This is a genomic window from Rheinheimera tilapiae, from assembly GCF_042432165.1.
In the GTDB taxonomy this organism is placed as follows: Bacteria; Pseudomonadota; Gammaproteobacteria; order Enterobacterales; family Alteromonadaceae; genus Pararheinheimera; species Pararheinheimera tilapiae.
The window spans coordinates 769,343-793,525 of record NZ_JBHLXP010000001.1; the positions used below are offsets into that span (position 1 = coordinate 769,343).

A 24,183-nucleotide genomic window follows, 5' to 3' on the forward strand; every position below is an offset into this window, starting at 1 on the left:
TTCATCAGGAAAAATGGAGATACACTGATGAATTTAACACTGAAATTTACGTCGGCCGCTTTGCTTGGCCTGGGCCTGTGTGCCTGTCAGGATGCCAAGGTGGCTGCCCCGGCCGCGACGGCAACGCCTGTTGTCCAGGCCTTACCTGCTGCTGCATTTGACTGGTTTAGCTATGAAGGTCGTGACCCGCAGTTCGTTCCGCCTGTCACCGCCGGCACTTACCAGAACCCGGTACTGGCCGGTTATTTCCCAGACCCGACCATCACCAAAAGAACCAATGCCGACGGCTCTGAAGATTTTTACATGGCGGTGTCGTCTTTTGTCATGACGCCGGGCCTGCCGATTTTGCACAGTAAAGATCTGGTGAACTGGCAGCTGATTGGCCATGCGCTGGAACGGAATTCGCAGTTTGATATGCGCGGCCAGCAAATCTCGCAGGGCATTTATGCGCCTACTATCCGTTATCACGATGGTGTGTTTTATCTGATTAACACCACAGTCGCGACCCAGACCACCAAAGGCGGCAATTTTATTATGACCGCAACCGATCCGGCCGGTCCCTGGTCCGATCCGATTTGGTTGCCGGAAGTGCCGGGCATAGATCCGGATATCTTTTTTGACGACGACGGCAAGGTCTATATCACCCACAATGCCGAAGCGCCGGGTGAAGCGCTGTACGAAGGCCATCGCGCTATCTGGATGTGGCAATACGATCCGGTGCAAAAAGCCGTGCTGAAAGATTCGAAAAAACTGCTGGTCAATGGCGGCGTGGATTTGGCGAAAAAACCAATCTGGATTGAAGCGCCGCACCTGATTAAACACAACGGTTGGTATTATCTGATCTGCGCCGAGGGCGGCACCGCCGACCAGCATTCTGAGGTGGTGTTTCGCAGCAAAAGCCTGAACGAGCCCTTTGTGCCCTGGGAGAAAAACCCGATCCTGACACAGCGTGATTTGGCGCCGAACCGGCCCGATCCGGTGACCACCGCCGGCCATGCTGATTTTGTCCAGCTGGCAGATGGTAGTTGGTGGGCGGTGTTTCTGGCAACGCGCGCCTATGACGAGCAGTATTTTAATGCCGGTCGTGAGACCTTTTTATTACCGGTCAGCTGGCAGGATGGCTGGCCGATGATTCTGCCACAAGGCGAAGTGATCCCGATGCGGCCGGCGCTGCCTGCCAGCCTCGCCGGTAAAATGCCGAAAGTCGCCGACCCGCTAACCGGCAATTTCAGCTGGCGCGATGAATTCACCGCAGCGACGCTCAGCAAACACTGGTACCAGCTGCGGGAACACAGCAAAGCCCGCTTCACACTTGACGGCCAGCAGTTAAACCTGAAGCCGGCTGCGACGCTGGCGACTATGGAGCAACCGGCCTTTGTCGCACGGCGGCAGCAGCATCTGCATTATGACGCCAGCACGGCACTGACAGTGCCAGCGGCCGGCAGCTCTGCCGGAATAGCCGCGTTCCAGAACGAGCAATATCACTATTATCTCGGCTTACGTCATCATCCGGATGGGGCTGAGATCTTCCTCGAACAAGCCGCAGGCGCAGCTCCGCAGCAAATGCTGAGTCAGGTGGTGAAGGGATCGCAGCAACAGATCCAGCTGAAAATTAGCGGTGACAAAGGTGAAGTGCGGTTCTTCTATGCGCTGGGTGGCGTGGGCGGTGATCATGCCAAAGCTGACTGGCAGCCTTTGACCAGCCCGCAAGGCGCGGTGTTTGACGGCAAAATCCTCAGTACACAGGTCGCCAAAGGGTTTGTTGGCACTATGCTCGGTATGCATAGCCGGCTGGAACCTGCGGTCATGCAGACAGTGCCCGCGACGGATAAACCCTGATGCGGTCGGGGCTTTCTGTCTTCGGTGCAGCGGCGTTCTGCCTGTGGTGGTGCGGCAGCCTGGCGCTAGCCGCTGAGCCTGCGCCCGCCGCTGTGCCTTATGTAGTGACGGAGCCAGCGAGCCCCGCTGATTTTGCGCTGGTCGGCGAGCAGACGGCTACGAAAATGCTGGTAGATCGGCAGGACCACAAAGGTTTGTTACGCGCCGTCGCAACTTTGCAGCAGGATATCCGCAAAGTGACGGGCCGGCAGCTGCCGATGCTGCACAGCGTTGTAGCTGGCACTGAACAGGGGCTGGCGCTGATTGTCGGCAGTCTGGACCAATCCGCCTTACTGGCGGACTTGGTTCAGCGCGGCAAACTCGATGTCAGTGCCATCAAAGGCCGCTGGGAAGCCTTCCAAATCAGCCTGGTTGAAGCGCCGCTGCCGGGCATCCGCCAGGCGCTGGTGATCGCCGGCAGCGACAAGCGCGGCGCAATTTTTGGAGTCTATGATCTGGCCGAGCAGATGGGCGTGTCGCCCTGGGTCTGGTGGGCTGATGTGCCGGTAAAAACCAGCAAGATGCTGTATATCAAAGCCGGCACGTTTAAAGTGGACGCGCCAAAAGTCAAATACCGCGGTATTTTCCTCAACGACGAATACCCGGCGTTAACCAGCTGGGTCATGCAAAAATACGGCGGTTATAACCATCAGTTTTATCAGCAGGTCTTTGAACTGTTGCTGCGGCTCAAAGCTAATTTTCTTTGGCCCGCGATGTGGAATAACGCTTTTGCCGACGACGACCCGCAAAACGCTATTGTTGCCGACGAAATGGGCATCGTGATGAGCAACAGCCACCACGAGCCGATGATGCGCGCCGACAAAGAATGGAACCGTTATGGCAAAGGCCCGTGGGAGTACTCGAAAAACCGCGAGGCGATTTATCAGTTCTGGCAGCACGGGGCGGCGCGGCACAAAAACTTAGAAAGTATCTTTACGCTTGGCATGCGCGGTCAGGAAGACGAGCCGATGAGTGAAGGTGAAAATATCGGTTTGCTGGAAAAAATTGTCGCGGATCAGCGGCAAATTCTGGCTGAAACCTTCAAAAACCGCGACGTCAGCACAGTACCGCAAGTCTGGGCTTTGTATAAAGAAGTGCAGGGCTTTTATGAGCGCGGCATGCGGGTGCCGGAAGATGTGACGCTATTATGGTCCGACGATAACTTCGGTCATTTACGTCGCCTGCCGACCTTGGATGAGCGCAACCGCAGTGGCGGCGCCGGGGTTTATTACCATTTTGATTATGTTGGCGGGCCACGTTCTTACACCTGGATCAACTCCACACCCATCGCCAAAATCTGGCAGCAAATGGAGCTGGCCTGGCGTTATCAGGCCGACCGCATCTGGATAGTCAATGTCGGCGATTTAAAACCGATGGAGTATCCGATCGACTTTTTCCTACGGATGGCCTGGAACCCGACACAGTTTACTGCCGGCAACCTCGAACAATATGCCCGCGATTTTGCCACCCAGCAGTTTGGCCCTGAGCATTCGACAGAGATCGCCTGGTTACTGGAAGGCTATAGCCGCCATAATGGCCGGCGCCGGCCTGAAGCGATGACGGCCCAGAGTTATCCGCTGCTGGCTAATCAGGAAGCTGCGCGGGTCAGTACAGAGCTGGCTGATCTGGCCGCGCGCTCGAGCACATTGTTGGCTAAATTGCCTAAAAATCAACAGGATGCCTTTATTCAGCTGGTCGATCATCCGGTACAGGCGACGCAGGCCTTGTTTGAGTTGTATCACGCCGAGGCGCGTAATCAGTTATTGGCGAGTCAAGGGAGGCGCGAAACCAATGCCGCCGCAGCTGACGTCAAACGCTGGTTTGACCGCGATGCCGCTTTAACGGCGCGTTATCACGCCATCGGCAGCACGTCGGATAAAACTGGCCGCTGGGATCAGTTGATGGCGCAGCCGCATATTGGCCTTCGGTATTGGCGCAATCCGGAAGCTAACACCATGCCCGTTTTACTTACTAACCAGCCTATCGAAGCGGCGGATATGGGTGTGGCGGCTGAAGGTTCAAGCGCAAGTTGGCCGCAAAGTGATGATTTAGGGCATAGCCTGACGCTGCCGCGGTTTGACCGGTTGGGCATGCAGCAACGTGTCATTGATATATTTAATCGTGGCAGCCAGCCATTTCAGTTTGAAGCCAAAGTGGTTGATGCCAGTTCTGGTAAGAACAAGGCAGGCTGGCTACAAATCAGCGCCAGCCAAGCTGAAGTGAAAACCTCTTATCCGCTCAAAGTCAGCATCGACTGGAGCAAAACCCAACCGGGGCTGAATCAGGCAGAAGTCTGGGTCAAAGGTACCGGCTATGGCTGGGCCAAAATCAAAGTGACAGCACTGGATAGCCCGGCCGCGCGCGCGCCGGCCATTCAGCCGGCATTGGCCGCACGGCAGAACGCGCCTTTTGCTGACGCCGATGGTTATATTGCAGTCAACGCCAGCAGTGCACAGGTACAAGGCAACAGTACAGAACGCTATTGGCAGCAGGTCGCAGGTCTCGGTCGTTTCTTGCTGGATGAGCAGGCGGGCAGCATGGTGGCGGTGACGCCAGCGGATCAGCTTGTCGATACAAGCCCGGCCGCCATCAAACAAGCGCCGCACTTGCTGTTCCCGTTGTATTTCCAGCAGGCCGGCGAATTTAATCTGCAGTTATATCTGTCACCGGCGCTGCAAATCACGCCGGGCCGTGGCGTGCGGTTGGCGGTCGCGCTCGACGATGCAGAGCCACAGCTACTGGATCTGATGGCCAATTACGACGACAAAGTTTGGCAGCAATCGGTGCTGGATAATATCCGTATCCTCGGTCACCGGCTGCAGGTCGCCAGCCCGGGTTTACATCAACTCCGGGTTTATCTGGTCGACCCGGCAGTGGTGTTGCAAAAAATCACTATTGATACCGGCGGATTACAGCCGGGTTATGTAGGGCCGGTGCAGAGCCGCCGCTTGCATCCACAGGAGAACCAATGAAACTGCGTTTTTTATCCAGGACTTTTTGCGCCATCACTTTGTGTAGTCCGCTATTGGCGGGCCTCAGTGGCTGTGCCGGTGAGCCAAGCCAGCCTGAACAAACAGCCGCGAAGCAAATGGCAGCAGAGCCTGCCACTGCAACCGGCCTGCGCCATGCTTTTGCGCCATATTTTCTGCTGGGAACAGCGCTGAGTCAGGCACAAATCAGCGGCGCTGAAAGCAGCATTCAGCCGCTGCTCGCGCAGCATTTTAATAGTCTGACCGCCGCTAACTTGATGAAATGGGAAAACATTGAACCCGTGGAGGGCCAGTTTGATTTTAGCGGCAGTGATGCGCTGGTAGCACTGGCCAAGGCGCAGGGCAGTGTGGTGATTGGGCATACTTTGCTTTGGCATCAACAAACGCCGGCCTGGGTATTCCGTGGTCCTGACGGTCAGCCGGCCAGCAAAGCGTTGCTGTTAGAAAGGCTGAGCCGGCATATTCAGACTGTGGTCGGGCGTTATCGCGGCCAAATCAAAGGCTGGGACGTGGTCAATGAAGCGCTGAATGAAGACGGTAGCCTGCGTAACAGCGAATGGCGACAAATCCTTGGCGATGACTATATCCTCACCGCTTTTCGGCTGGCACAGGAAGTCGACCCGGCGGTAGAGCTCTATTACAACGACTTTAACCTGTATAAACCGGAAAAACGCCAGGGCGTGCTGAGGCTGGTGAAACAACTGCAGGACGCCGGTATCCGCGTGGCTGGTATTGGTATGCAAGGCCATTATGGACTGCAGTCACCGCTACTGAGCGAGGTGGAAGACTCAATCCGCGCTTATGCCGCGACCGGCGCTCAGGTAATGATTACCGAGCTTGATATCTCAGTGTTGCCCTGGCCCGAGCAAGTGGCCGGCGGCGCTGAGATTTCGCATAAGCTGGCGCTGGAGCAAAAGTTAAACCCTTATGCCGCCGGTTTGCCGGCAGATGTGGCGGCACAGCATAGCCAGCGATATGTCGATTTATTCCGGTTATTTTTAAAATATCAGGCCAGTATCAATCGAGTGACTTTGTGGGGCGTGCATGATGCGGAGAGTTGGCTGAACAATTTCCCGATGCTGGGCCGCACCGACTACCCGCTGTTATTTGACCGGCAACAGCAGGCCAAACCTGTGGTGGCGGTATTAACGCAGCTGGCGCAACAGTTCGGTACATCATGCGCAGTGGTGCAGGTCAATCAAACCGGCTATTTGCCGTCAGCCAGCAAGCAGGCGCTGGTACAAGGCGCAATCGCGCCGCAGCAGTTCCGCATCTTTGATGCCAGCGGTACTGTGGTGTTTGCGGGGCAAAGCTCAGCGCCTGCTGACTGGGCGTTAACAGCGCCGGCTGATCGGCGATTAGCTGCGGAAAAGGTCGCGACGCTGGATTTCAGCGCACTGCAGCAACCGGGTTTTTATCAGCTGCAATTACAAAACGACTGCCCGCTGACGCCATTTCGGGTGGCGCCAGCGGTTTACAGCGCTGTGCATGATGGCGCCATCAAAGCGTTTTATTTTAACCGCGCGTCGACGGCGTTAAGCCCGGAACACGCCGGGCCCTATGCCAGAGCGGCCGGTCATCCGGATGAGCAGGTGATTGTGCACGCCTCGGCAGCTTCGGCCAGCCGTCCGGCCGGGACGCAGTTTTCAGCGCCAAAAGGCTGGTATGACGCCGGTGATTACAACAAATATGTGGTGAACTCCGGCGTATCGACTTACACCTTGCTGCAGGCCTATAGCGACTTCCCGGCCTTTTATGCCAACAGGCAATGGCAGATCCCGGAGTCGGGCTTAGGTTCAGCAAAAAATGCCATGCCGGACCTGCTGGCTGAAGTGCAGTGGAACCTCGACTGGCTGCGGGCGATGCAGGACCCGTTTGACGGCGGCGTCTATCACAAACTGACCAATCTGACGTTTGATGGCGTGGTGATGCCAAAAGATGCCACTAAACCACGTTTTGTCGTGCAAAAAACTACGGCGGCGGCGCTGAATTACGCTGCGGTTTTGGCCAAAGCCAGCCGGGTGTTGGCGGCATTTCCGGCTGACCAAGCTCAGGCCGCCGGCTATGCAACGCGCGCGGTTGATTATGCCAAAAGTGCCGAAGCTGCCTGGCGCTGGGCACTCGCTCATCCTGACGTGGTGTACCGGCAACCAGCTGATGTGAAAACCGGTGCTTATGGCGACGATGTGCTGAGCGACGAGTTCGCATTTGCCGCCGGTGCTTTGTATCTGCAAAACGGCCGGGCCGACTATCTGGCGGCTTTTGAAGCTTTTAGGCAAAAAGCCGGGCCATTACAGGTCGCCGGCTGGGCCAATCCGCTGGCGCTGGTCGTGGCAGAACTCGCCGTGACGCCCGTTGTCCCGGCAGCACTGCGGGCAACCTTGCAACAGCAAATGACCGGGCTGGCCAATGAATTTGTCCGGCAACAGCAGCAATCGCCGGCAGCGCTGGCGCTGGTGGAAAACGATTTTGTCTGGGGCAGTAATGCCGTGGCGCTGAATAAAGCCATGCTGTTATTACAAAGCGCTCGGCTGTTAGGCACAGATGCCGCGGGCAAGATTCAACAGCAGCAATATCAGCAGGCAGCTCAGGGTTTAGTCGATTATGTGCTGGGCCGCAATCCGACCGGCTACAGCTATGTCAGTGGTTTTGGCAGCAAAACGCCGCAGCATCTGCATCACCGGCCGTCAGAGGCGGATGGGGTGACTGCGCCGGTGCCAGGCTGGCTCGCCGGTGGTGCCAATCCGGGCCAGCAGGACGGCTGTGTCTATCCGTCCAAAGCGCCGGCCAAATCTTATAGTGACACCGAATGCAGCTACGCCAGTAACGAAGTGGCGATTAACTGGAATGCGCCGCTGGTGTATGTATTAGCGGCGTTGCTGAACTGACGGGCTCACCGGCCCTCTGTGCTCGCTAGCTGCTCGTCGCAGCAGGAGTCAGCATGGCACTGCGCACCGCCGGGATTAAGCGCCGGCTGACCGGGACTTGCTGGCCACTGGCCAGAATTAACACAGCGCCACTGCCGCTATCGGCGTCCGTGGTGGTGCGAAATTGCCGGACCTGATGTGCATTGACCAGGTAAGAGCGGTGCACGCGGATAAAGTGACCGGGTAATTCCTGTTCCAGCGCCTTGATCGTACCGCTGTACAAATGTTGCCGACCATCCGTAAGCCAGATCTCACTGTAATCACGCGCGGCCTGACAATAGGCAATGTCATCTGCCAGCAGCCGCTGCACCTTGCCGGCACTGGTTAAGGTCAGACTGGCTTTGGGCGTAGCGCTTTGATTTTGCTGTAATTGCAATTGAAGTTGCAGGATCAGTTGTTGATCGGCAAGTTGCTGTCTGAGTTGTTGCTGACGTTGCAGCGCCTGCTCGATAAAGAGGCCACAGAGCAGCAAAGTCACCAGCAAAAACGCCAGAATTTCCTGAAAAATACCGTTTAGCACCACCGCCAGGATCAGATAAAGCAGTAGCAACACGGCACTGGTACCGGCGCCTTCTGTGCTTGCAGTATCTTTGTGCTCCGCCTGATACCAGTGGACGGCGGCGATCAGGGCCGCCAAAGCGGCCGGTAATAACGTCGCGATAGCGATGCGGCCATCAAAGCTATCCAGCCACCACAGCACCGGCAGCAGCACCAGCAACGTCAGCAGCGTCCAGAAGCGCCAGCGCTGTGGCTGATAACGCAGCAGCGTGAGCCACAATAATGCAAAACCAAAGCCGCAGGCGCACAACAAAATGGCGCAAAGCCGCAACTCATGCAGTGGATACGGATAACCGAGCAGTCCCCGGCTCATTTCCAGCCATAACTGCGCCGCAGCACAAAGACACAACAGCGCCAGCAACGCATCCTGGCCACGCGCTGTATCACCAGAAAGAGCCGCTGCGCTATTGCCAAGCAATGCCAACGCACTGAAATACAACAGGCCGGTGCATAACACGCCAAGGATTAACAAACCCAGGCCGGTGTATTGCTGCAGATAGACACTGACATCGCTATAAGGGCCAATGCCAATAAAGTGGATCGGCTGCGCCAGTCTGAACCAGCCTTGTTGTGCCGACATCAACAAAACCAGTTGATTGCTGCCGGTGCGCAGCAACTTGGACGGCAAGTAAATCCGACTGTCCATCTGGCCGGCGATTTCAGTGGCGGCATCACCGGGCTGGCCATTTTGCCCCACCAATTGGCCGTTTAAATACACAGCGCTGGAGGCTTTGGCAAAATTAAACAGCGCCAGCGGTTGCTCGGTGGCACCGGAGGGCAGTTCAAACGGCAGTTCTAACCACAGCAAGCGGCCCTGTGGATCGGCCGGCTGCGCGGCCTGCTGCTGGCAGCCTGCCACGCTGAAACTGCTGGGGATAGTCTGGAATTGCCCGCCATCACACCAGGCTTTAATGGTTAACTCCTGCAATTGCGGCAGCGCGCGCGGTTGGTGCAGCACCAGCGCAAAACAGCTGAACAGGATGATCAGCAGCACAGCCAGCGCACTGCTGCGGGCCAGCTGCTTGCGGGGCAGGGCAAAGGTCTGCATCGATGGCTCCGGTGGCAGAAAAGCGCTGCCGTTTAGCGGAAAAAACACGACCGTTCAGCGCCGCCGCTGCAAAACATCCTACCGTTGGCAGATGACAGCTCGCGGATCAGTTCCAGCCTTGTTTTACTGCGGGAAAGTTAACCAAGGAGTGCATGTTATGTTATTGAAATGTCTATCGACAAGTAGTTTGTCCCGCCGCCCGCTGCCGCGGAATATAGTGTTAGCTGTGATGGGTTTACTGATGGCCGGTCAAAGCGCGCAAAGTCTGGCCGCGGACAGCAAAGCGCAGCGGTATGCTAATGAAACGGCGTTTCGCTTCACTGCCGGCAATGGCGAAAGCACCGATGCCTTTCGCGGTTTCTTTTTAGTGCCGGAGAACCGGCAGCGCGCTGGCAGTCGCTTGCTGAAACTGCATTATGTGCGTTTCCCGGCCACAACAGAGCAACCGGGCTCGCCGATTATCTATCTGTCTGGTGGCCCCGGTGGTTCCGGCATTCATACCGCGAAAGGCCCGCGTTTTCCATTGTTTACCGGTTTGACCGCTCAGGCCGATGTGATTGCGCTGGATCAGCGTGGTGCCGGCCTGTCGGCTGACGTGAAACCTTGCCAGTCGTCTGTTGTGGTGCCGACCAATCAGCGGATCGACGAGCCGCGATTTGCCGCACTGTACCAGCAGGCTGCAGCCGAGTGCCAACAACGCTGGCAGCAGCAAGGGGTCGATCTGCTGGGCTATACCACAGTGCAGAACGCGTTAGACCTCGATGCACTGCGCCAGCATTTGGGCGCTGACAAAGTGACGCTGTGGGGCATTTCTTACGGCACGCATTTAGCATTGGCAGCCAGCAAGCTGTTCCCGCAGCGGCTCGACAAACTGGTGCTGGCCAGTGTGGAAGGTCTGGACCAGACAGTGAAAATGCCGGCACAGACCCAGCTGTATTTGACGCGTCTGCAGCAGCGGATTGCGCTGGACCCGGCATTGCAGGCACGTTTTCCGGATATTGCCGCGTTGATGCAGCAGGTCCTGACGCAGCTCGACAAAACGCCACTGCTGCTGAGCCTGAAACAAGCCGATGGCAGCAGTCGCGACTTTTTGTTTCAACGATTGCATCTGCAACTGCTGACGTCGATGTCGCTGGCCGACCCTAACCAGCGCATAGGTAGATTGCTGCAGTTGTATCAGGGCTTGCAGGCGCAACCGGAGGCGATGAAACCGGTGCTGGCAGAGATCCTGGGCACAGGTCTGCTGGATGGTTATATCGCGGGGCCAATTGAACTGCAGATGATGTCATTAATGATGGATGTCGCTTCTGGTATTTCACCAGCGCGTTTACAGCAGTTCAACCAGCAGCAGCCTTCCGCTTTGCTCGGCGGTATGCTGAATTTCCCGGTACCGCAGCTGAGCAATATTGTGCCCGGTTTAGACCTTGGCGACGCATTCCGCCAGGAAGCCAGCCATGCTATTCCGACGCTGGTGCTGAGCGGCACGCTCGATGGCCGCACTTACCTGGCGGAGCAACACCAGGCGGTCGCCGGATTAACCGCACGCCAGCAGGTCACAGTGCAATATGGCGGGCATAACCTGCTGGAAAGCTCGCCTGAAGTGCTTGCGGTGATCCAGCAATTTATCTACAGCGGCAAGGTCAGTCAGCAGCAGATAGAGTTGCCGGTGCCTCATCTTGGCCTGTAACAGCGATCAATGCGTGCCGGATCAGCAACGCGCTGTAGTTGTTCGGCATCATTTAAGTATTGACATGTGTTTCCGCGGAAACTAATATTCACTTAAGTTTCCATGGAATCCTAAATATGACCACTACTGCTGCTCCATTACAAGCGCACCTCGGTTTTTGGCTGCGCTTTGTCTCCAACCATGTCTCGATGCGGTTTCAGAAATTATTAGAAGAAAAAGGCGTGACTCTCAGCGAATGGGTCGCACTGCGTACTTTATGGCAGCAACCCGGTACCAGCCATGCAGCCCTGATTGAAGCGCTGGGGATGACTAAAGGCGCGGCGTCCAAAGTGATGAGCCGGCTGGAAGAAAAAGGCTATGCGGTGCGTCAATTGGCTGAAGGCAAAGCGCGCGAACAATGCCTGGTGCTGACACCAGAGGGCTCAGCACTGGTGCCGGTGTTGGCAGCCCTGGCCGATGCCAATGATCAGCACTTTTTTGGCCATCTCACACCCGCTGAACAACAGATGTTGCTGCAGAGCATGCAGGCGCTGGTATTGCATCATCAACTGACTGAAATTCCAACCAACTGATTTTTATTTAATTAGAGGTATCTGATGACTCAACCGCTTAAAGAAAGTTGCCGGGCGCTGATCCAGGCTACATTTGCCGCGTCGAACAACGGCACCATTCATTTTGGCCAGGTGATTGGCCAGTTGTTCAGTGTCGGTGTCGAAGCCTATCAGGTGGACTACCGGGCCGGTCGTGCAACTTATTATCTGCCTTCCGGCGAGACTGTCGACTTAGATTTTGCTAAGCCAGAGCAGGGTATTGCCGACACATTCAGTACCGACGCGCTGCGCGCCGCGATCCGTGGTGCGCAGCAAGGAACTGTGATGTATCCCGAGTTTAAATTGTTGTCTCAGCAAGCTGGTTGTATCGGCTATACCGTCTGGATCGCGGGCCGCCATGTCAGCTATTTTGGCCGCCGCGGTGAAGTCCATATTGAACGTTTTCCCGATTAACCACGAACCACCAGATAATCGACAGGTTCGGTTTTCGCTCGGACCTGCCGAAGTCGCTGGCTGTCATACCCACTCAACTACCTTGCCCATCCGCTGACCCCGTGCGTTTTATGTTTTCTCTTTTGCGTTTTTTGCCACTTGGTTTGACCGCTTTGTCATCGCCCCGCAATATCAGATCGGCCAGCGCTGGTGTTAACAATGTCGGATCAGATGGAGATGAACGATACAAAACACACCAGAAACTGCTGCGATATCAATGAGTCAGGCGATTGTGTGTCGGGATTGGGCTGTCCCCGAATTTTTCGCACTGGCAAAAAACAAGAATAAGTGCGGAGACACAAGCGATGAGGAAAGGCGATTTATACCAGCAGACTGCACAGCGGTCTGCTTCAAAACGACCGGCGTTTAAACGCTCGGTGCTGGCGATGGCAATGCTGGGGTTGTCTGTTGGCGCTTATGCCCAACAAGCCGCGCCAGCGGACAGCAAAAAGACCAAAGACGAAGCCAGCGTCGAAGTGATTGAAGTCAAAGGCACCCGTGCCAATTTACAAAGCGCACAGAATATCAAGCGGCTGGCGGACACGATCATTGATGGCATTTCGGCAGAAGATATCGGAGTGCTGCCGGATCGCAGCGTGTTGGAGGCTATCCAACGCGTGCCGGGGGTTTCGGTCGAGCGTTTTGCCGGCCCGGATGATCCGGACCATTTCAGCGTCGAAGGCAGTGGCGCCATTATCCGTGGCATGACACAAACCCGCAGTGAGTTTAATGGCCGGGATTCTTTCACCGCCAACTCAGGCCGCGGTCTGTCGTTTCAGGACGTATCGCCTGAACTGATGGGCGGCGTTGATATCTTTAAAAACCAAACGGCGGATATGATTGAGGGCGGCATTGGCGGCACTGTCAGTTTGCGTACGCGCAAACCCTTTGATTCCGACGGCCGGGTGTTTGCGATCAGTGGCGACTGGTCTTATGGCGACTTGGCAGAAAAAGGCAGCCCGACCATGTCCGGTCTGTTCAGTGACCGGTTTGAATTAGACAGCGGCGGCGAAATTGGTTACCTGTTTAACGCCGCCCATTCCCAGCTTTACGGCAAATCGCATGGTATCCAGTCCGATGCTTATGTGCCGTTTTTAGCCAATACTCTGGCTGGCGCTGAAGCTTTTGCCGGTGCCGACAATAAAGGCACCGTCTGGATGCCAAACGCCGCCAACCTGCTGCAAAAATTCGATGACCGCGAACGCACCGGCTTTTCCAGTGCGCTACAGTGGCAAAACAAAGACGAAACCTTGTTAGGCACGTTGCAGTATATCCGTTCGGACGCCCGGTTATCCTGGCATGAACAGGCAGTGAAATATCAGGGCGGTTATTACAATATCGCTGGGCGGAGGTCGCGCCCGCTGGAAGGCACTCAGTTTGCATTTGATGAACAAGGCCTGTTTGAGTCTGGCAGCATTGTTCAGGGTGTCGATGGCTGGCGCGCCGCCGACGGCAACGTCGACCGGGTCGCCCGTGGCTGGGGCACCAATGCCCGCAATCAGTTTGGTTATGTCACGCAGTTTGACAGCCGCATCAAGGATACCAACACACTGGTTGAAGATATGTCATTGAACCTGCAGTGGAAAGTGACTGAAAAACTGAAATTGACCGGCGACGTGCAGTGGGTGGAAGCCGATACGCAGGACGACGACGTCGTGGTGCATACCGCCGCTTTTGCTGGTCAGCAATACGATGTGTCAGGTTCGACGCCGACCATGACGTTACTGGAACCCTGGTTTGGTCATCGAGATGCCAATCCGGCTGCTTTTGCCACCGGCTACCCGGGTTTTAGCGGCGATGCCAATGGTGATAAAAACTACTTCCAGGACCCAACATCGTATTTCCTCAGAAGCGCGATGGACCACTATGAACGTTCGGAAGGTGATTCGGTCGCAACCCGGCTGGATGCCAGTTATGAACTGGATAATCTCGGCATCCTGACTTCGATGCAAGCCGGTTTACGTTATGCCAAACGGGAACAAACCGTGCGGTCGACCAGCTGGAACTGGGGGGCGTTAGCGCCGGAATATTCAGGGGCCGCTGCTGCCGGCTGGCTGGATAAAATCCCGCTGGACGCTAACGATTATGAAATGGTCGACTGGTCAGATTTTCATGGCGGCGGTATCGCCAATATCCCGGGTAATCAAACCATCCACATGACAGAGGCTTATGTGCGCTCGATCATGGGGGCCAATCCGGCGCGCCAGCCATTTAAATCGGCGGGTGGCAACTGGACGCCTTACCCGCAGCGCAGCAATGTTGATGCGCAATATGGCATTTTCACACCGGGTGAAGTGAACGACACCACGGAAACCAACAAAGCGGTTTATGCCCGCTTTAATTTTGAAGGCGACGCCGGTTCGATGCGCTACGCCGGGAACTTTGGTATTCGGTATGTCGAACTGGATCGCGAGGCCAATGGCTTCGTAACATTCCCGGATTTGCTACCGGATTTCCTGCCGCCGGAAGGCCTGCGCAATCAGCAGCTGACCAAAGATAAAGTGCTGACCTGGGTCAATCAGCAACTGAGTGCCGGCAAATATGCCTCGGTTGAAGACGCCTTAAAAGCGCCGGAAAACCGCTGGATTGGCGATGCGGTGAACTACCTGCCAGATGCGGATCGGGCCTATGGCAACGATGCTGAGGACCGTTTAACTGCTGAATCCAAGTACAAGACCTGGTTGCCAAGTTTTAACCTCAAAGTCGAGTTGACCGATGAACTGATTACGCGTTTCGCCATCTCTAAAGCCATCGCGCTGCCAGATATGGGCGACGTGCAAAACCGGCTGACGCTGGGCAGTGAACCGGTGCAAACCGAACGACCTGTGTTAGTGGTAGACCCGGCTAATCCGCCGCTGCCGCAAGACAACATGATCACCCGGGCTTATATTCCGGCCTGGACCGGTAGTGGCGGCAACCCTTATCTGCAGCCGATGGAATCATTGCAGTATGACGCATCGATTGAATGGTATTTTGCTGATGTGGGCCAGCTCAGTGCGACACTGTTCCACAAAGATCTGTCAAATTATTTCATTCAGGGCGCCTTTGCGCAGAATGTGACGAATCCGAGCACAGGCGCCAACCAAACCTCGTTGGTATCAACCACCATCAATGGCGGTGAAGGCGAAATGGACGGTCTGGAACTGGCCTATCAGCAATTTTTTGATCAGTTGCCTGAACCCTTTAACGGCTTAGGTTTACAGGCCAGCTTTACTTACATTGATGCGGGCGGTGTGCCGAATAACCAGGTCGATGTCGAAGATGAAAGCTGGCTCGGTGATGACTTCACCGACACCGGGATCCGCGTCAACATGGCGAATGTACCGCTGCAGGGCCAATCGGATAAAACCTTTAACATTGTTGGTATGTACGAGAAAAACGGCTGGAGTGCGCGGCTTGCTTACAACTGGCGTTCGAAGTATCTGCTGACCACCCGTGATGTGATCAGTAAAGCGCCGCTGTGGTATGACGACCACGGTCAGCTGGACGGCTCGGTGTTCTACAACTTCGACAATATTAGTGTCGGTTTGCAGGCCACCAACATCACCAACTCGCAGTCGGAAACGCTGATGATGCTCAATGATGCTGGCTTAACCGCCGGGCGGTCCTGGTTTGTTTCAGATCGGCGTATTGCGCTGGTGATGCGGGCCAATTTCTGATTGGTGCGTTGCGGTAGGGCGAGTGGTGGGTTTCACTTCGCTCTACCCACCCTACGATCGTAAATTCGGCTGATAAGGTGGGTTTCGCTTCGCTTTACCCACCCTACGATCGTAAATCTGGCTGATAAGGTGGGTTTCACTTCGCTCTACCCACCCTACGATCGTAAATCCGGCTGTAGGGTGGGTTTCACATAACGGTTATCGCACCGCTGTAACGGAACCAAGGTGGTTATGATCAATAAAATTAAAAAAATCATCATATTAGGTGGTGGCTCTGCCGGCTGGATGACGGCCGCTGCGGTAGGGAAAGTGCTGAAAAATCGCTATTGCGAGATCCAGCTGATTGAATCTGACGAGATTGGCACTGTGGGTGTTGGCGAAGCCACTATTCCACAAATCATGTTGTACAACGACTTAATTGGCCTCGACGAAAACGAGTTTATGCGCCGTACCCAGGCCACTTTTAAGCTCGGTATCGAGTTTGTGAACTGGTCGGAAATCGGCAGCCGGTATTATCACGCCTTTGGTGATGTCGGCAAAAATATGGAAGGGATCCAGTTTTATCATTATTGGCTGAAAATGCGGGCGCTCGGTAAGGCCGCGCCACTGGATGAATACACCTTAAGTTCGCTCGCCTGCAACGAACGGCGCTTTATGCGCTCCATCGATGCCGGCCATTCGCCGCTTTCCAATATCGCTTACGCCTTTCATTTTGATGCAGGTTTGTTCGCGTTGTACTTACGCGAGCTGGCGCAGGGCTGGGGCGTACAGCGTACCGAAGGCAAAGTGGCGCAGGTGTATCAGCATGACAATGGCTTTATCAAAGGGGTGCAGCTGGCCGATGGCAGTATGCATGAAGCTGATTTTTTTATTGATTGTTCCGGGTTTCATGGTGTGCTGATTGAGCAGGCGCTGCAAACCGGCTACGACGACTGGTCGCATTGGCTGCCATGCGACCGGGCTATTGCAGTGCCGTGCGAAAGTGCTGGCGAGCCATGGCCATTTACCCGCGCCACCGCGCATAGTGCCGGCTGGCAATGGCGCATTCCGTTGCAGCACCGCATCGGCAATGGTCATGTGTTTTCCAGCAAATTTATGTCGTCGGACGAAGCCACCTCTATTTTGCTGCAAAACCTCGATGGCGCCGCGCTGGCTGAACCGCGCGAGCTGCGGTTTGTTACTGGGAAACGGAAAAAATTCTGGAAAAACAATGTGCTGGCCGTTGGGCTATCAGGTGGTTTTATGGAACCGCTGGAGTCGACCAGTTTGCATCTGATCCAGGCCACTATTGCCAAGATGTTCAGCTTTTTTCCGCAGCAGGGCTTTTCGCAGGCCGATATCGACGAATTTAACCGCCAGATGGATTTTGACTATGAGCGGATCCGTGATTTTCTGATCCTGCATTATCACGCAACACAACGGAACGACTCACCATTCTGGCAGTACTGCCGGACGATGGCGGTGCCGGCTGAGCTCACGCAGAAGCTGCAGCAGTTCCGGGCGTCAGGCCGGATCTTTCGCCACAACAACGAGATGTTCAGCGATTTAAGCTGGTTCGAAGTGATGTATGGTCAGGGCATAGTACCGGATGGCTATCATCCGCTGGTGGATATGTTCAGTGAGCAAGAGCTGCAGGGCCGGCTCGACAGCATTCGCCAGGTGATCCGTAAATCGGTCGATTACATGCCGTCCCATCAGCAATTTATCAATGAACATTGCAAGGCCGGCCGCAATTAATGCCCGCCGGTTACCGCGTAACCGTTACGCGGTAACCGGTGTGCGACACCCGTTACGCGGTAACCGGTGTGTTTCGCTACGCTCTACACACCCTACGCTTTGTTAAAGCTGACGTAGGGTGCAATGAGCAACGCGAATTGCACCGCCAAAGATCACCGCCAGCATGCTAACCGGTGTGTTTCGCTACGCTCTACACACCCTACGCTTTGTTAGAGCTGGCGTAGGGTGCAATGAGCAACGCGAATTGCACCGCCAAAGATCACCGCCAGCATGCTAACCGGTGTGTGACACCCATTACTCGGTAACCGGTGTGTTTCGCTGCGCTCTACACACCCTACATTTTGTTGGAGCTACCGTAGGGTGCAATGAGCGACGCGAATTGCACCGGGTTATTTACTCTCCGGCGCTAGCGATTTTTGCAACTGTATCGTGGCTGCCACCCCAATCGACCGGATAAATGCCTTGTTGCACATAACGATGAAAGGTTGAAAACGGCCAATCGGCGACTTGTGTTACATAACCATGATGTTGCGGATTGATATGAACATAATCAATATGTGCACGCCAATCCCGTTCATCCCTGATCAGATGCTCCCAATACCGACGTTGCCAGATATTGCGCTCGTAGCGTTTGTGACGATTGTCAGAACTGGGTTCTGTTGCCGATAGCTGCCGGCTGAAATAGCTTTTAATCAAACGCCAGCGGGTCGGGTAATCAACATCATCGGCTGGGAGTGTCAGCACACAATGCAGATGGTCGGGTAGTATCACGATGGCATCCAAGCCAAAAGGGTGGCGTTGTACGACATCCCGGAAAGCAGCCCGTAACACGTCGATATGGCGCACCAGCAAATCGTTTGGATAACGCTGTTGCAGATTCACGGTGAAAAAATAGCAACCGCCGGCTTGATAAGCCCGATGATAGTTAGGCATTGGTGTCCTCCATGACAGCACAAAGCCTTGATTCGGTAGGGCAATATGTCAAGGGCGGACGCCGGTTCTTTGGGAAACATGGCCAAGTAAACGGAATGCGGTAACCGTTACTCGGTAACCGGTGTGTGACACCCGGTGTGTTTCGCTACGCTCTACACACCCTACGTCAGGTCAAACAAAGCGTAGGGTGCAATGAGCGACGCGAATTGCACCGCCAAAGATCACCGTCAAGCATGGTAGCCGTTACGCTGTAACCGGTGCGCGACACCCGTTACGCGGTAACCGGTGTGTTTCGCTGCGCTCTACACACCCTACGTCAGGTCAAAAAAAGCGTAGGGTGCAATGAGCGACGCGAATTGCACCATCAAACCTCACTATCAAACCTCACCGGGATTTCACTCAGAGTTTTTGCTGCAGCTGCTGCAACAGCTGTTCCAGTTTGATTTGGTCCACGGCAAATTTACGGATACCTTCGGCTAGTTTTTCGCAGGCCATGGCATCCTCGTTCAGCTGCCAAAGGAATTCAGCTTCAGTCAATGGCGTGGCTGCTGCCGGGGCCCGGACCACATCAGGTTGTAAATGACGAGGCAGCGGTGCCGCTGCAGCCTGCAGCTGATTCAGTAAATCCGGTGCTATGGTCAGCAGGTCGCAGCCGGCCAGCTGGCGGATCTGGTCAATATTGCGAAAGCTGGCGCCCATCACCACGGTACCGATGCCATGGCTTTTGTAGTGCTGATAAATCTGCCGGACTGACTGTACACCGGGGTCCGATGCGCCGCTGAAATCAGTATTAGGCTGCTGTTTTTTATACCAGTCCAGAATACGTCCGACAAAAGGCGAAATCAGCGTCACATTTGCATCCGCGCAGGCTTTGGCCTGGGCCAGCGAAAACACCAGCGTCAGATTGCAGGCGATACCTTGTTGTTCCAGTTCCGCTGCCGCCTGAATGCCGGGCCAAGTGGCGGCGAGTTTGATCAGCACCCGCGATTTATCAATGCCTTTGGCGGCGTAACGCGCAATGATGCTGTGTGCTTTTGCCACGCTGGCGGCACAATCAAACGACAGCCGCGCATCGATTTCGGTCGAGACCCGGCCGGGAATATGCTTGAGGATCTCGGCGCCAAAGTTGACGGTGACCTGTTCAGAAATCGCCGCTATAGAGTCCGGATGGGCGCGGCAGGCGTCCAGTAATAAAGCCTGGTACTGCGGGAGCTGACTGGCTTGCAGGATCAATGACGGGTTGGTGGTCGCTTCAGTCGGCTGCAGCTGTTGGATCGCGGCAATATCGCCGGTATCAGCCACGACCGTGGTCAAGCTGCGTAATTGTTCAAGTTGGTTCATCAGAGCACTCATGGCTGGTAAGAAATACTGCGACCACAGTACAAAGTACCGGCGCTGCTGACATTGGCGCATTTTGATCGCCGGTTTATGTTTTTTAGCGGGTTGACCCGGATGTCAGGACTGAAGCGTTAAATGTCGGCGGGATATAACGCAGCCACCAGCCGATTACGCCCGGCATGTTTGGCTTCGTACAATAATAAATCCGCTTGTTTGTAGAGTTGCTCAAAAGACAATTGTCCGGCGGTGGCGACTCCGATACTGACAGTCACCGCAATACCATCGATCGGTTCCGCACTGACCAGTCTGAGTAATTTTTCAGCAAAAGCGGCGGCCGAGTCGGTGGGGCTGTCCATACATATGATGGCAAACTCTTCGCCGCCAATGCGCGCCAATACGTCGTGCTCGCGGCAGTTCTTCTGCAACAGCTGACCGAGCTGGCGTAACACTGCATCACCGCAGGCATGACCGTGCAGGTCATTGATTTGCTTAAAATGGTCAATATCTAATAACAGAAACGAACAGGTTTGGTCATGCCGGTGCGCCTGCTTCAGCAGTAGTTGTGCCCGGCTGATAAAAGCGCGGCGATTGAGCAGGCCGGTGAGTTCGTCGGTCTGTGACAATAACTCCAGGCGCTCTGCTTTCTCTTCCAACGCATTTCTCAGGTCGACCAGTTCCTGATAGAGCTTGTCACGTTGCTTGGCACTGTTAATCACCCAAAAAATCAGTGGTTCATCACCCTGCTGAACATTGGCATTGACTAACACCGGCAAGCGCTCGCCACTGTTGCCCTGAATGGTCAGCTGGATTTCCTCACAATGTCCCATGTTCAAAAGCATCGGCATGACAAAACTTTCTAACACGATTTTTGATGCCGGAGTCAGCACATCACTAAGACGCTGTTGTGCTTTCGGTGCTTGCTGGAACTCCAGATAAAAATACGGATTCGCCCGAAGGATCACTTGCTCGGAGAGCGTGGTGACGAGGCAGCCACAGGGAAAGACGTCGGGCGTAAACACCGGAACCATGGTTTATTCCATTGTCTGAGTGAGTCGTTGTAAAAACGCATGGATCTGATCCGCCACCGGTTGAGGATGAGTCATATGCAGGCAATGTCCTTTTGCTTCAATAACTTGGAGTTCACTTTGTGGCATGTGCGCTTGCATATATTCGCCGATAAACAACGACGCCAATGCATCCCGCTCACTTTGTAACAACAGTACCGGATGTTGATTTAATGGCAACAAAGCCCGGTAGTCAGAAAAAAACGTCGCTTTGGCAAAGTTTTTCGCGGTCACCGGATTGGTGCTGCAAAAGCTGTCAGATAACTCCGCACTATATTGCCCCGCATCCGGATCGCCGATGACCAAAGGCGCCAGATACTGTGCCCAGCCGATGTAATTTTTATCCATCAAATCCATCAGTTCCTGCAGGTCGGCTTTGGCGAAACCGCCGAGGTAATCCGGCGGTAAATTCAGGAAACAAGGGGAGGGGCAGATCATGATTTGTGCGCGGATCCGCTGCGGGATTTTCTGCGTTGCCAATAAGCCGATAATGCTGCTGACTGAATGACCACACAGGATGACATTCTCTAGCTCTAATGCTTCACAAATTTCTATAATATCAAGTGCATAGCCATCCAACGATGCGTAGCGTTGTTTATTGTAGGCTTGCATGTCAGACGCACCGGAGCCGACATAATCAAACAGTACGATGCGAAAATTCGGGCTCAGCAGCGGCAGTAAAAACCGCCACATCTGCTGATTGCAGCCAAATCCATGGGCTAACAGCAACACCTGTTCACCAGTGCCGGTGATAGTGACATTGTTGCGGGTGAGAATATCACTGCTTGGGTGCATTATGCCTCTGATTAGTTCACTAATATTTAACATATTGATTCATCAAGCATTATAAGCCATCACTGCAGCAAATGACTGGTTAATTTCACGTCAGGTAACAACAACTGAGATCGGTACCCTGGCGAACGCTGCATCTTGTTGGCACAAGATTCACGCAGTTAGTGCAGCAGCAAACGCACGGTGCATGGGGTTAAATCAAGGAACATGTACCGATAAAAACTTGAACTTTGTAAAGGCAGGTAGCCTAGTGGAGCCTGGTTGACGTTATATTTGGGCTGGAAGCGCAAAACCAAAGCTTCCGGCTAAACATGCGGCTACGCCTGGGATCAGCTGTCTGCTGCTGCAGAATCTTCGGTATAAAACGCGCAATGGTTGCGACCATTGCTTTTGGCCTGATACATCGCGAGGTCGGCTCTCTGGCAGAGCACATCAAAATCATTGCCATCGCGTGGATAGAGCGCAATGCCGATGGAGCAGGTAGAACTGAGTATTTGTCGCCCAAAATCTATTGGTGTGGCGACAGCGGCCAGTAGTTTTTCCGCCAGCTGCCGTACTTCGGCTTCATCGTGAAAGCCTTCGGCCAGCACCAGAAACTCATCACCACTGATCCGACACACCAGATCTGCGCTGCGCAGATGACTGCATAACTGGCTGGCAACCGCTTGTAACAGCTGGTCGCCGGCATGATGGCCAAGGCTGTCATTGACCTGCTTAAAATTATCTAAATCAATAAACATCAGCGCGACCAACTGGCCAGGTTGCTGACACATTTGCAGTGCTTGTTCACATTTTTCCCGGGCAACAATCCGGTTAGGTAACCGAGTCAACGAATCGTGGTTAATCAGCTGGCGGATTTGTTGTTGTGACTGATGGACCCTGGCATTTTCTGCTTTCAGGGCCTGTACCAGCTTATTTAAATCACCAATCATCAGCCAAATACTGCTGGCCAGTACCAGCAGAATGAGGCAAAGCAACACGGCGGAATTCAGACTGCTTTGCATCGGTTCATGCTGCAGCCACTGCAGGTCGTTGCCAATACCGAGCACCAGCATATTCGTCACCATAAATGCCGCCATCCAGATAAAGGTCCGGCGCAACCCCATCAATGCGGCAAACATCAGGATACAGGGATAGCCCAGTAAGGCTTCATCGGACAACCCGTTAAAAACCCAAAGCAGAATTGTCACCAACAAAGTCAGGCTAATCAGTAACCAGCGGCTGGCAAATTTTAATGCGTCACGTTGTGCCAGAAACCAGACTGGGCTTAGCAGTAATCCGGCTAATACCAGAGCGGCTGACAGTTCATTGGCTTGTTCGGAATCAACAAAAAAGCGATGCACGGCTTCTATTAGCAGCATCGCTTCGGTCAGGAAAAACACCTGCAGCAAGCGTCGTTTCCGTTGCTTTTCAAAATCTTCGATGGTCATAGAAATATTCTGACTTGCTTGATCTCAACAGCTTAGACGAAGATTGCCAAGTTAGCGGGCTGGTCGGCTTACCAAAAACCAAACCATGCCTCTATGTTTGGCATCGATAGGCGTGTAGCATTTAATTTTAGATTATTCTAATATATTATTGGTTTGCAAAGCCCGCTGTTTTAAGCGGTACCTGGCTACTCATTTACAAGGAAAACCCATGATCAAATCATCACAACAATTGGTGGCAGAAGCCCGTAGCCAGATCCGCGAAGTATCGGTACAACAATTAACCACGCTGATGGCTGATCATCAGACCATCCTGATTGACGTGCGGGAGCCGGACGAATTTCAGCAGGGCCGGGTGGACCGGGCCGTGAATTACCCACGCGGTGTACTGGAAATGAAAATTCATCAGCATCCGGCCGTGGCAGCGCATTGTGAACCGCAGCAGGCGCTGACCGAACTGGCCGGCCGGCCTGTCTATCTGATCTGCCGTTCAGGTGCCCGTTCTGCCCTGGCAGCATTGAGTCTGCAACAGATGGGGTTTTCGCAGGTTTATTCAGTTGCCGGCGGTTTTCAAGCCTGGCTGGATGCAGGTTTGCCGGTCGAAGTGTGAATACACAGCAAGCAGTGCGCCGAGAGACATTTCGGCCACCGCTGTGTTGCAGCCGGTAAAAAGCATGTCTGTTGCTTGTTACTGGAGTACAGCTGTATAAAACGATTAGCCCTGATGCACCAGCTGCCCATCACTATCCCGCACCTGGACACTGACTTCTATGCCCTGGCGCACACTTTGCGTGACGACACAGAAGTTTTCAAACTGACTTAGTGCTCTGGCCAGGTGTGGCATTGCGGCGGTGTCATTCGCTAACTGCAGGTCGACGGACAGTTTGGTGATCCGCAAGCGACCATCCTGCCGCTCAAGTTCTCCGCGTACCTCCGCAGTAACAGGACCCGGATCTTCTTTAAATTTCCGTACAGCAAACAGCAGACTGGCCGCCAGACAATTGGCCACAGCGGCAGCCAGCAAGCGTGAGGGATTCGGGCCTTCACCTTCGCCCAGCGGTGGCGGCTCATCGCTGAACAGCTGACCTGCATCGCCAAAGTC

The 24,183-nt window shown here is 54.5% G+C and carries 16 protein-coding genes; 9 read left to right on the top strand and 7 right to left on the bottom strand.

Annotation, left to right across the window (positions count from 1 at the left end; all coding sequences use genetic code 11):
• The first annotated feature begins 27 nt into the window (after window positions 1-27).
• The 3 genes from ACFFJP_RS03225 to ACFFJP_RS03235 are packed head-to-tail and all read left to right on the top strand — an operon-like array spanning window position 28 to window position 7,756.
• Window positions 28-1,839, top strand: a complete 1,812-nt coding sequence (locus ACFFJP_RS03225) for a glycoside hydrolase family 43 protein (RefSeq protein WP_377240463.1) — start codon at window positions 28-30, stop codon at window positions 1,837-1,839.
• A complete protein-coding gene (locus tag ACFFJP_RS03230; protein ID WP_377240465.1) occupies window positions 1,839-4,850 on the top strand; it encodes a glycosyl hydrolase 115 family protein in 3,012 nt (1,003 codons plus the stop codon). The genes ACFFJP_RS03225 and ACFFJP_RS03230 overlap by 1 nt, the downstream gene beginning before the upstream one ends.
• Window positions 4,847-7,756, top strand: coding sequence for an endo-1,4-beta-xylanase (locus ACFFJP_RS03235; protein ID WP_377240467.1), 2,910 nt, complete (start codon window positions 4,847-4,849; stop codon window positions 7,754-7,756). Before ACFFJP_RS03230 ends, ACFFJP_RS03235 begins: the two co-directional genes overlap by 4 nt.
• Before the next feature lie 25 nt (window positions 7,757-7,781).
• On the opposite strand, the gene ACFFJP_RS03240 is transcribed toward ACFFJP_RS03235, so the two are convergent.
• Complete coding sequence (locus tag ACFFJP_RS03240; protein WP_377240469.1) at window positions 7,782-9,401, bottom strand: LytR/AlgR family response regulator transcription factor; 1,620 nt, start codon at window positions 9,399-9,401, stop codon at window positions 7,782-7,784.
• 157 nt (window positions 9,402-9,558) lie between these two features.
• Between ACFFJP_RS03240 and ACFFJP_RS03245 the strand changes: the two genes are divergently transcribed.
• The 5 genes from ACFFJP_RS03245 (at window position 9,559) to ACFFJP_RS03265 (ending at window position 17,527) form a co-directional block, all read left to right on the top strand.
• Complete coding sequence (locus tag ACFFJP_RS03245; RefSeq protein ID WP_377240471.1) at window positions 9,559-11,088, top strand: alpha/beta fold hydrolase; 1,530 nt, start codon at window positions 9,559-9,561, stop codon at window positions 11,086-11,088.
• Window positions 11,089-11,204: 116 nt separating this feature from the next.
• Entirely contained in the window at window positions 11,205-11,660 is a 456-nt protein-coding gene (locus ACFFJP_RS03250) for a MarR family winged helix-turn-helix transcriptional regulator (RefSeq protein ID WP_377240473.1), read from the top strand.
• Window positions 11,661-11,684: 24 nt separating this feature from the next.
• Window positions 11,685-12,092: a DUF1398 domain-containing protein gene (locus tag ACFFJP_RS03255; protein WP_377240475.1), complete on the top strand. Its 408-nt coding sequence runs from the start codon at window positions 11,685-11,687 to the stop codon at window positions 12,090-12,092.
• A gap of 344 nt (window positions 12,093-12,436) precedes the next feature.
• Window positions 12,437-15,790, top strand: a complete 3,354-nt coding sequence (locus tag ACFFJP_RS03260; protein WP_377240477.1) for a TonB-dependent receptor — start codon at window positions 12,437-12,439, stop codon at window positions 15,788-15,790.
• 231 nt (window positions 15,791-16,021) lie between these two features.
• Entirely contained in the window at window positions 16,022-17,527 is a 1,506-nt protein-coding gene (locus tag ACFFJP_RS03265) for a tryptophan halogenase family protein (RefSeq protein WP_377240479.1), read from the top strand.
• Window positions 17,528-17,920: 393 nt separating this feature from the next.
• Here ACFFJP_RS03265 and ACFFJP_RS03270 read toward each other — a convergent pair whose 3' ends face one another.
• From ACFFJP_RS03270 to ACFFJP_RS03290, 5 genes are all read right to left on the bottom strand, one after another.
• Entirely contained in the window at window positions 17,921-18,460 is a 540-nt protein-coding gene (locus ACFFJP_RS03270) for an REP-associated tyrosine transposase (protein WP_377240481.1), read from the bottom strand.
• Window positions 18,461-18,859: 399 nt separating this feature from the next.
• Window positions 18,860-19,801 carry a transaldolase gene (gene tal, locus ACFFJP_RS03275; protein ID WP_377240483.1) on the bottom strand — a complete coding sequence of 314 codons (942 nt, stop codon included), beginning with the start codon at window positions 19,799-19,801 and terminating at the stop codon, window positions 18,860-18,862.
• Between the two features lie 128 nt (window positions 19,802-19,929).
• Window positions 19,930-20,826: a GGDEF domain-containing protein gene (locus ACFFJP_RS03280; RefSeq protein WP_377240485.1), complete on the bottom strand. Its 897-nt coding sequence runs from the start codon at window positions 20,824-20,826 to the stop codon at window positions 19,930-19,932.
• Between the two features lie 3 nt (window positions 20,827-20,829).
• Entirely contained in the window at window positions 20,830-21,657 is an 828-nt protein-coding gene (locus tag ACFFJP_RS03285; RefSeq protein ID WP_377240487.1) for an alpha/beta fold hydrolase, read from the bottom strand.
• 326 nt (window positions 21,658-21,983) lie between these two features.
• Window positions 21,984-23,084: a diguanylate cyclase domain-containing protein gene (locus tag ACFFJP_RS03290; protein WP_377240489.1), complete on the bottom strand. Its 1,101-nt coding sequence runs from the start codon at window positions 23,082-23,084 to the stop codon at window positions 21,984-21,986.
• 208 nt (window positions 23,085-23,292) lie between these two features.
• Here ACFFJP_RS03290 and ACFFJP_RS03295 point away from each other — a divergent pair, with 208 nt between their 5' ends.
• Window positions 23,293-23,691, top strand: coding sequence for a rhodanese-like domain-containing protein (locus tag ACFFJP_RS03295; protein ID WP_377240491.1), 399 nt, complete (start codon window positions 23,293-23,295; stop codon window positions 23,689-23,691).
• A 105-nt stretch (window positions 23,692-23,796) separates the two neighbouring features.
• On the opposite strand, the gene ACFFJP_RS03300 is transcribed toward ACFFJP_RS03295, so the two are convergent.
• Window positions 23,797-24,183: OsmC family protein (locus ACFFJP_RS03300; RefSeq protein ID WP_377240493.1), on the bottom strand; the 387-nt coding region annotated here is incomplete at its 5' end.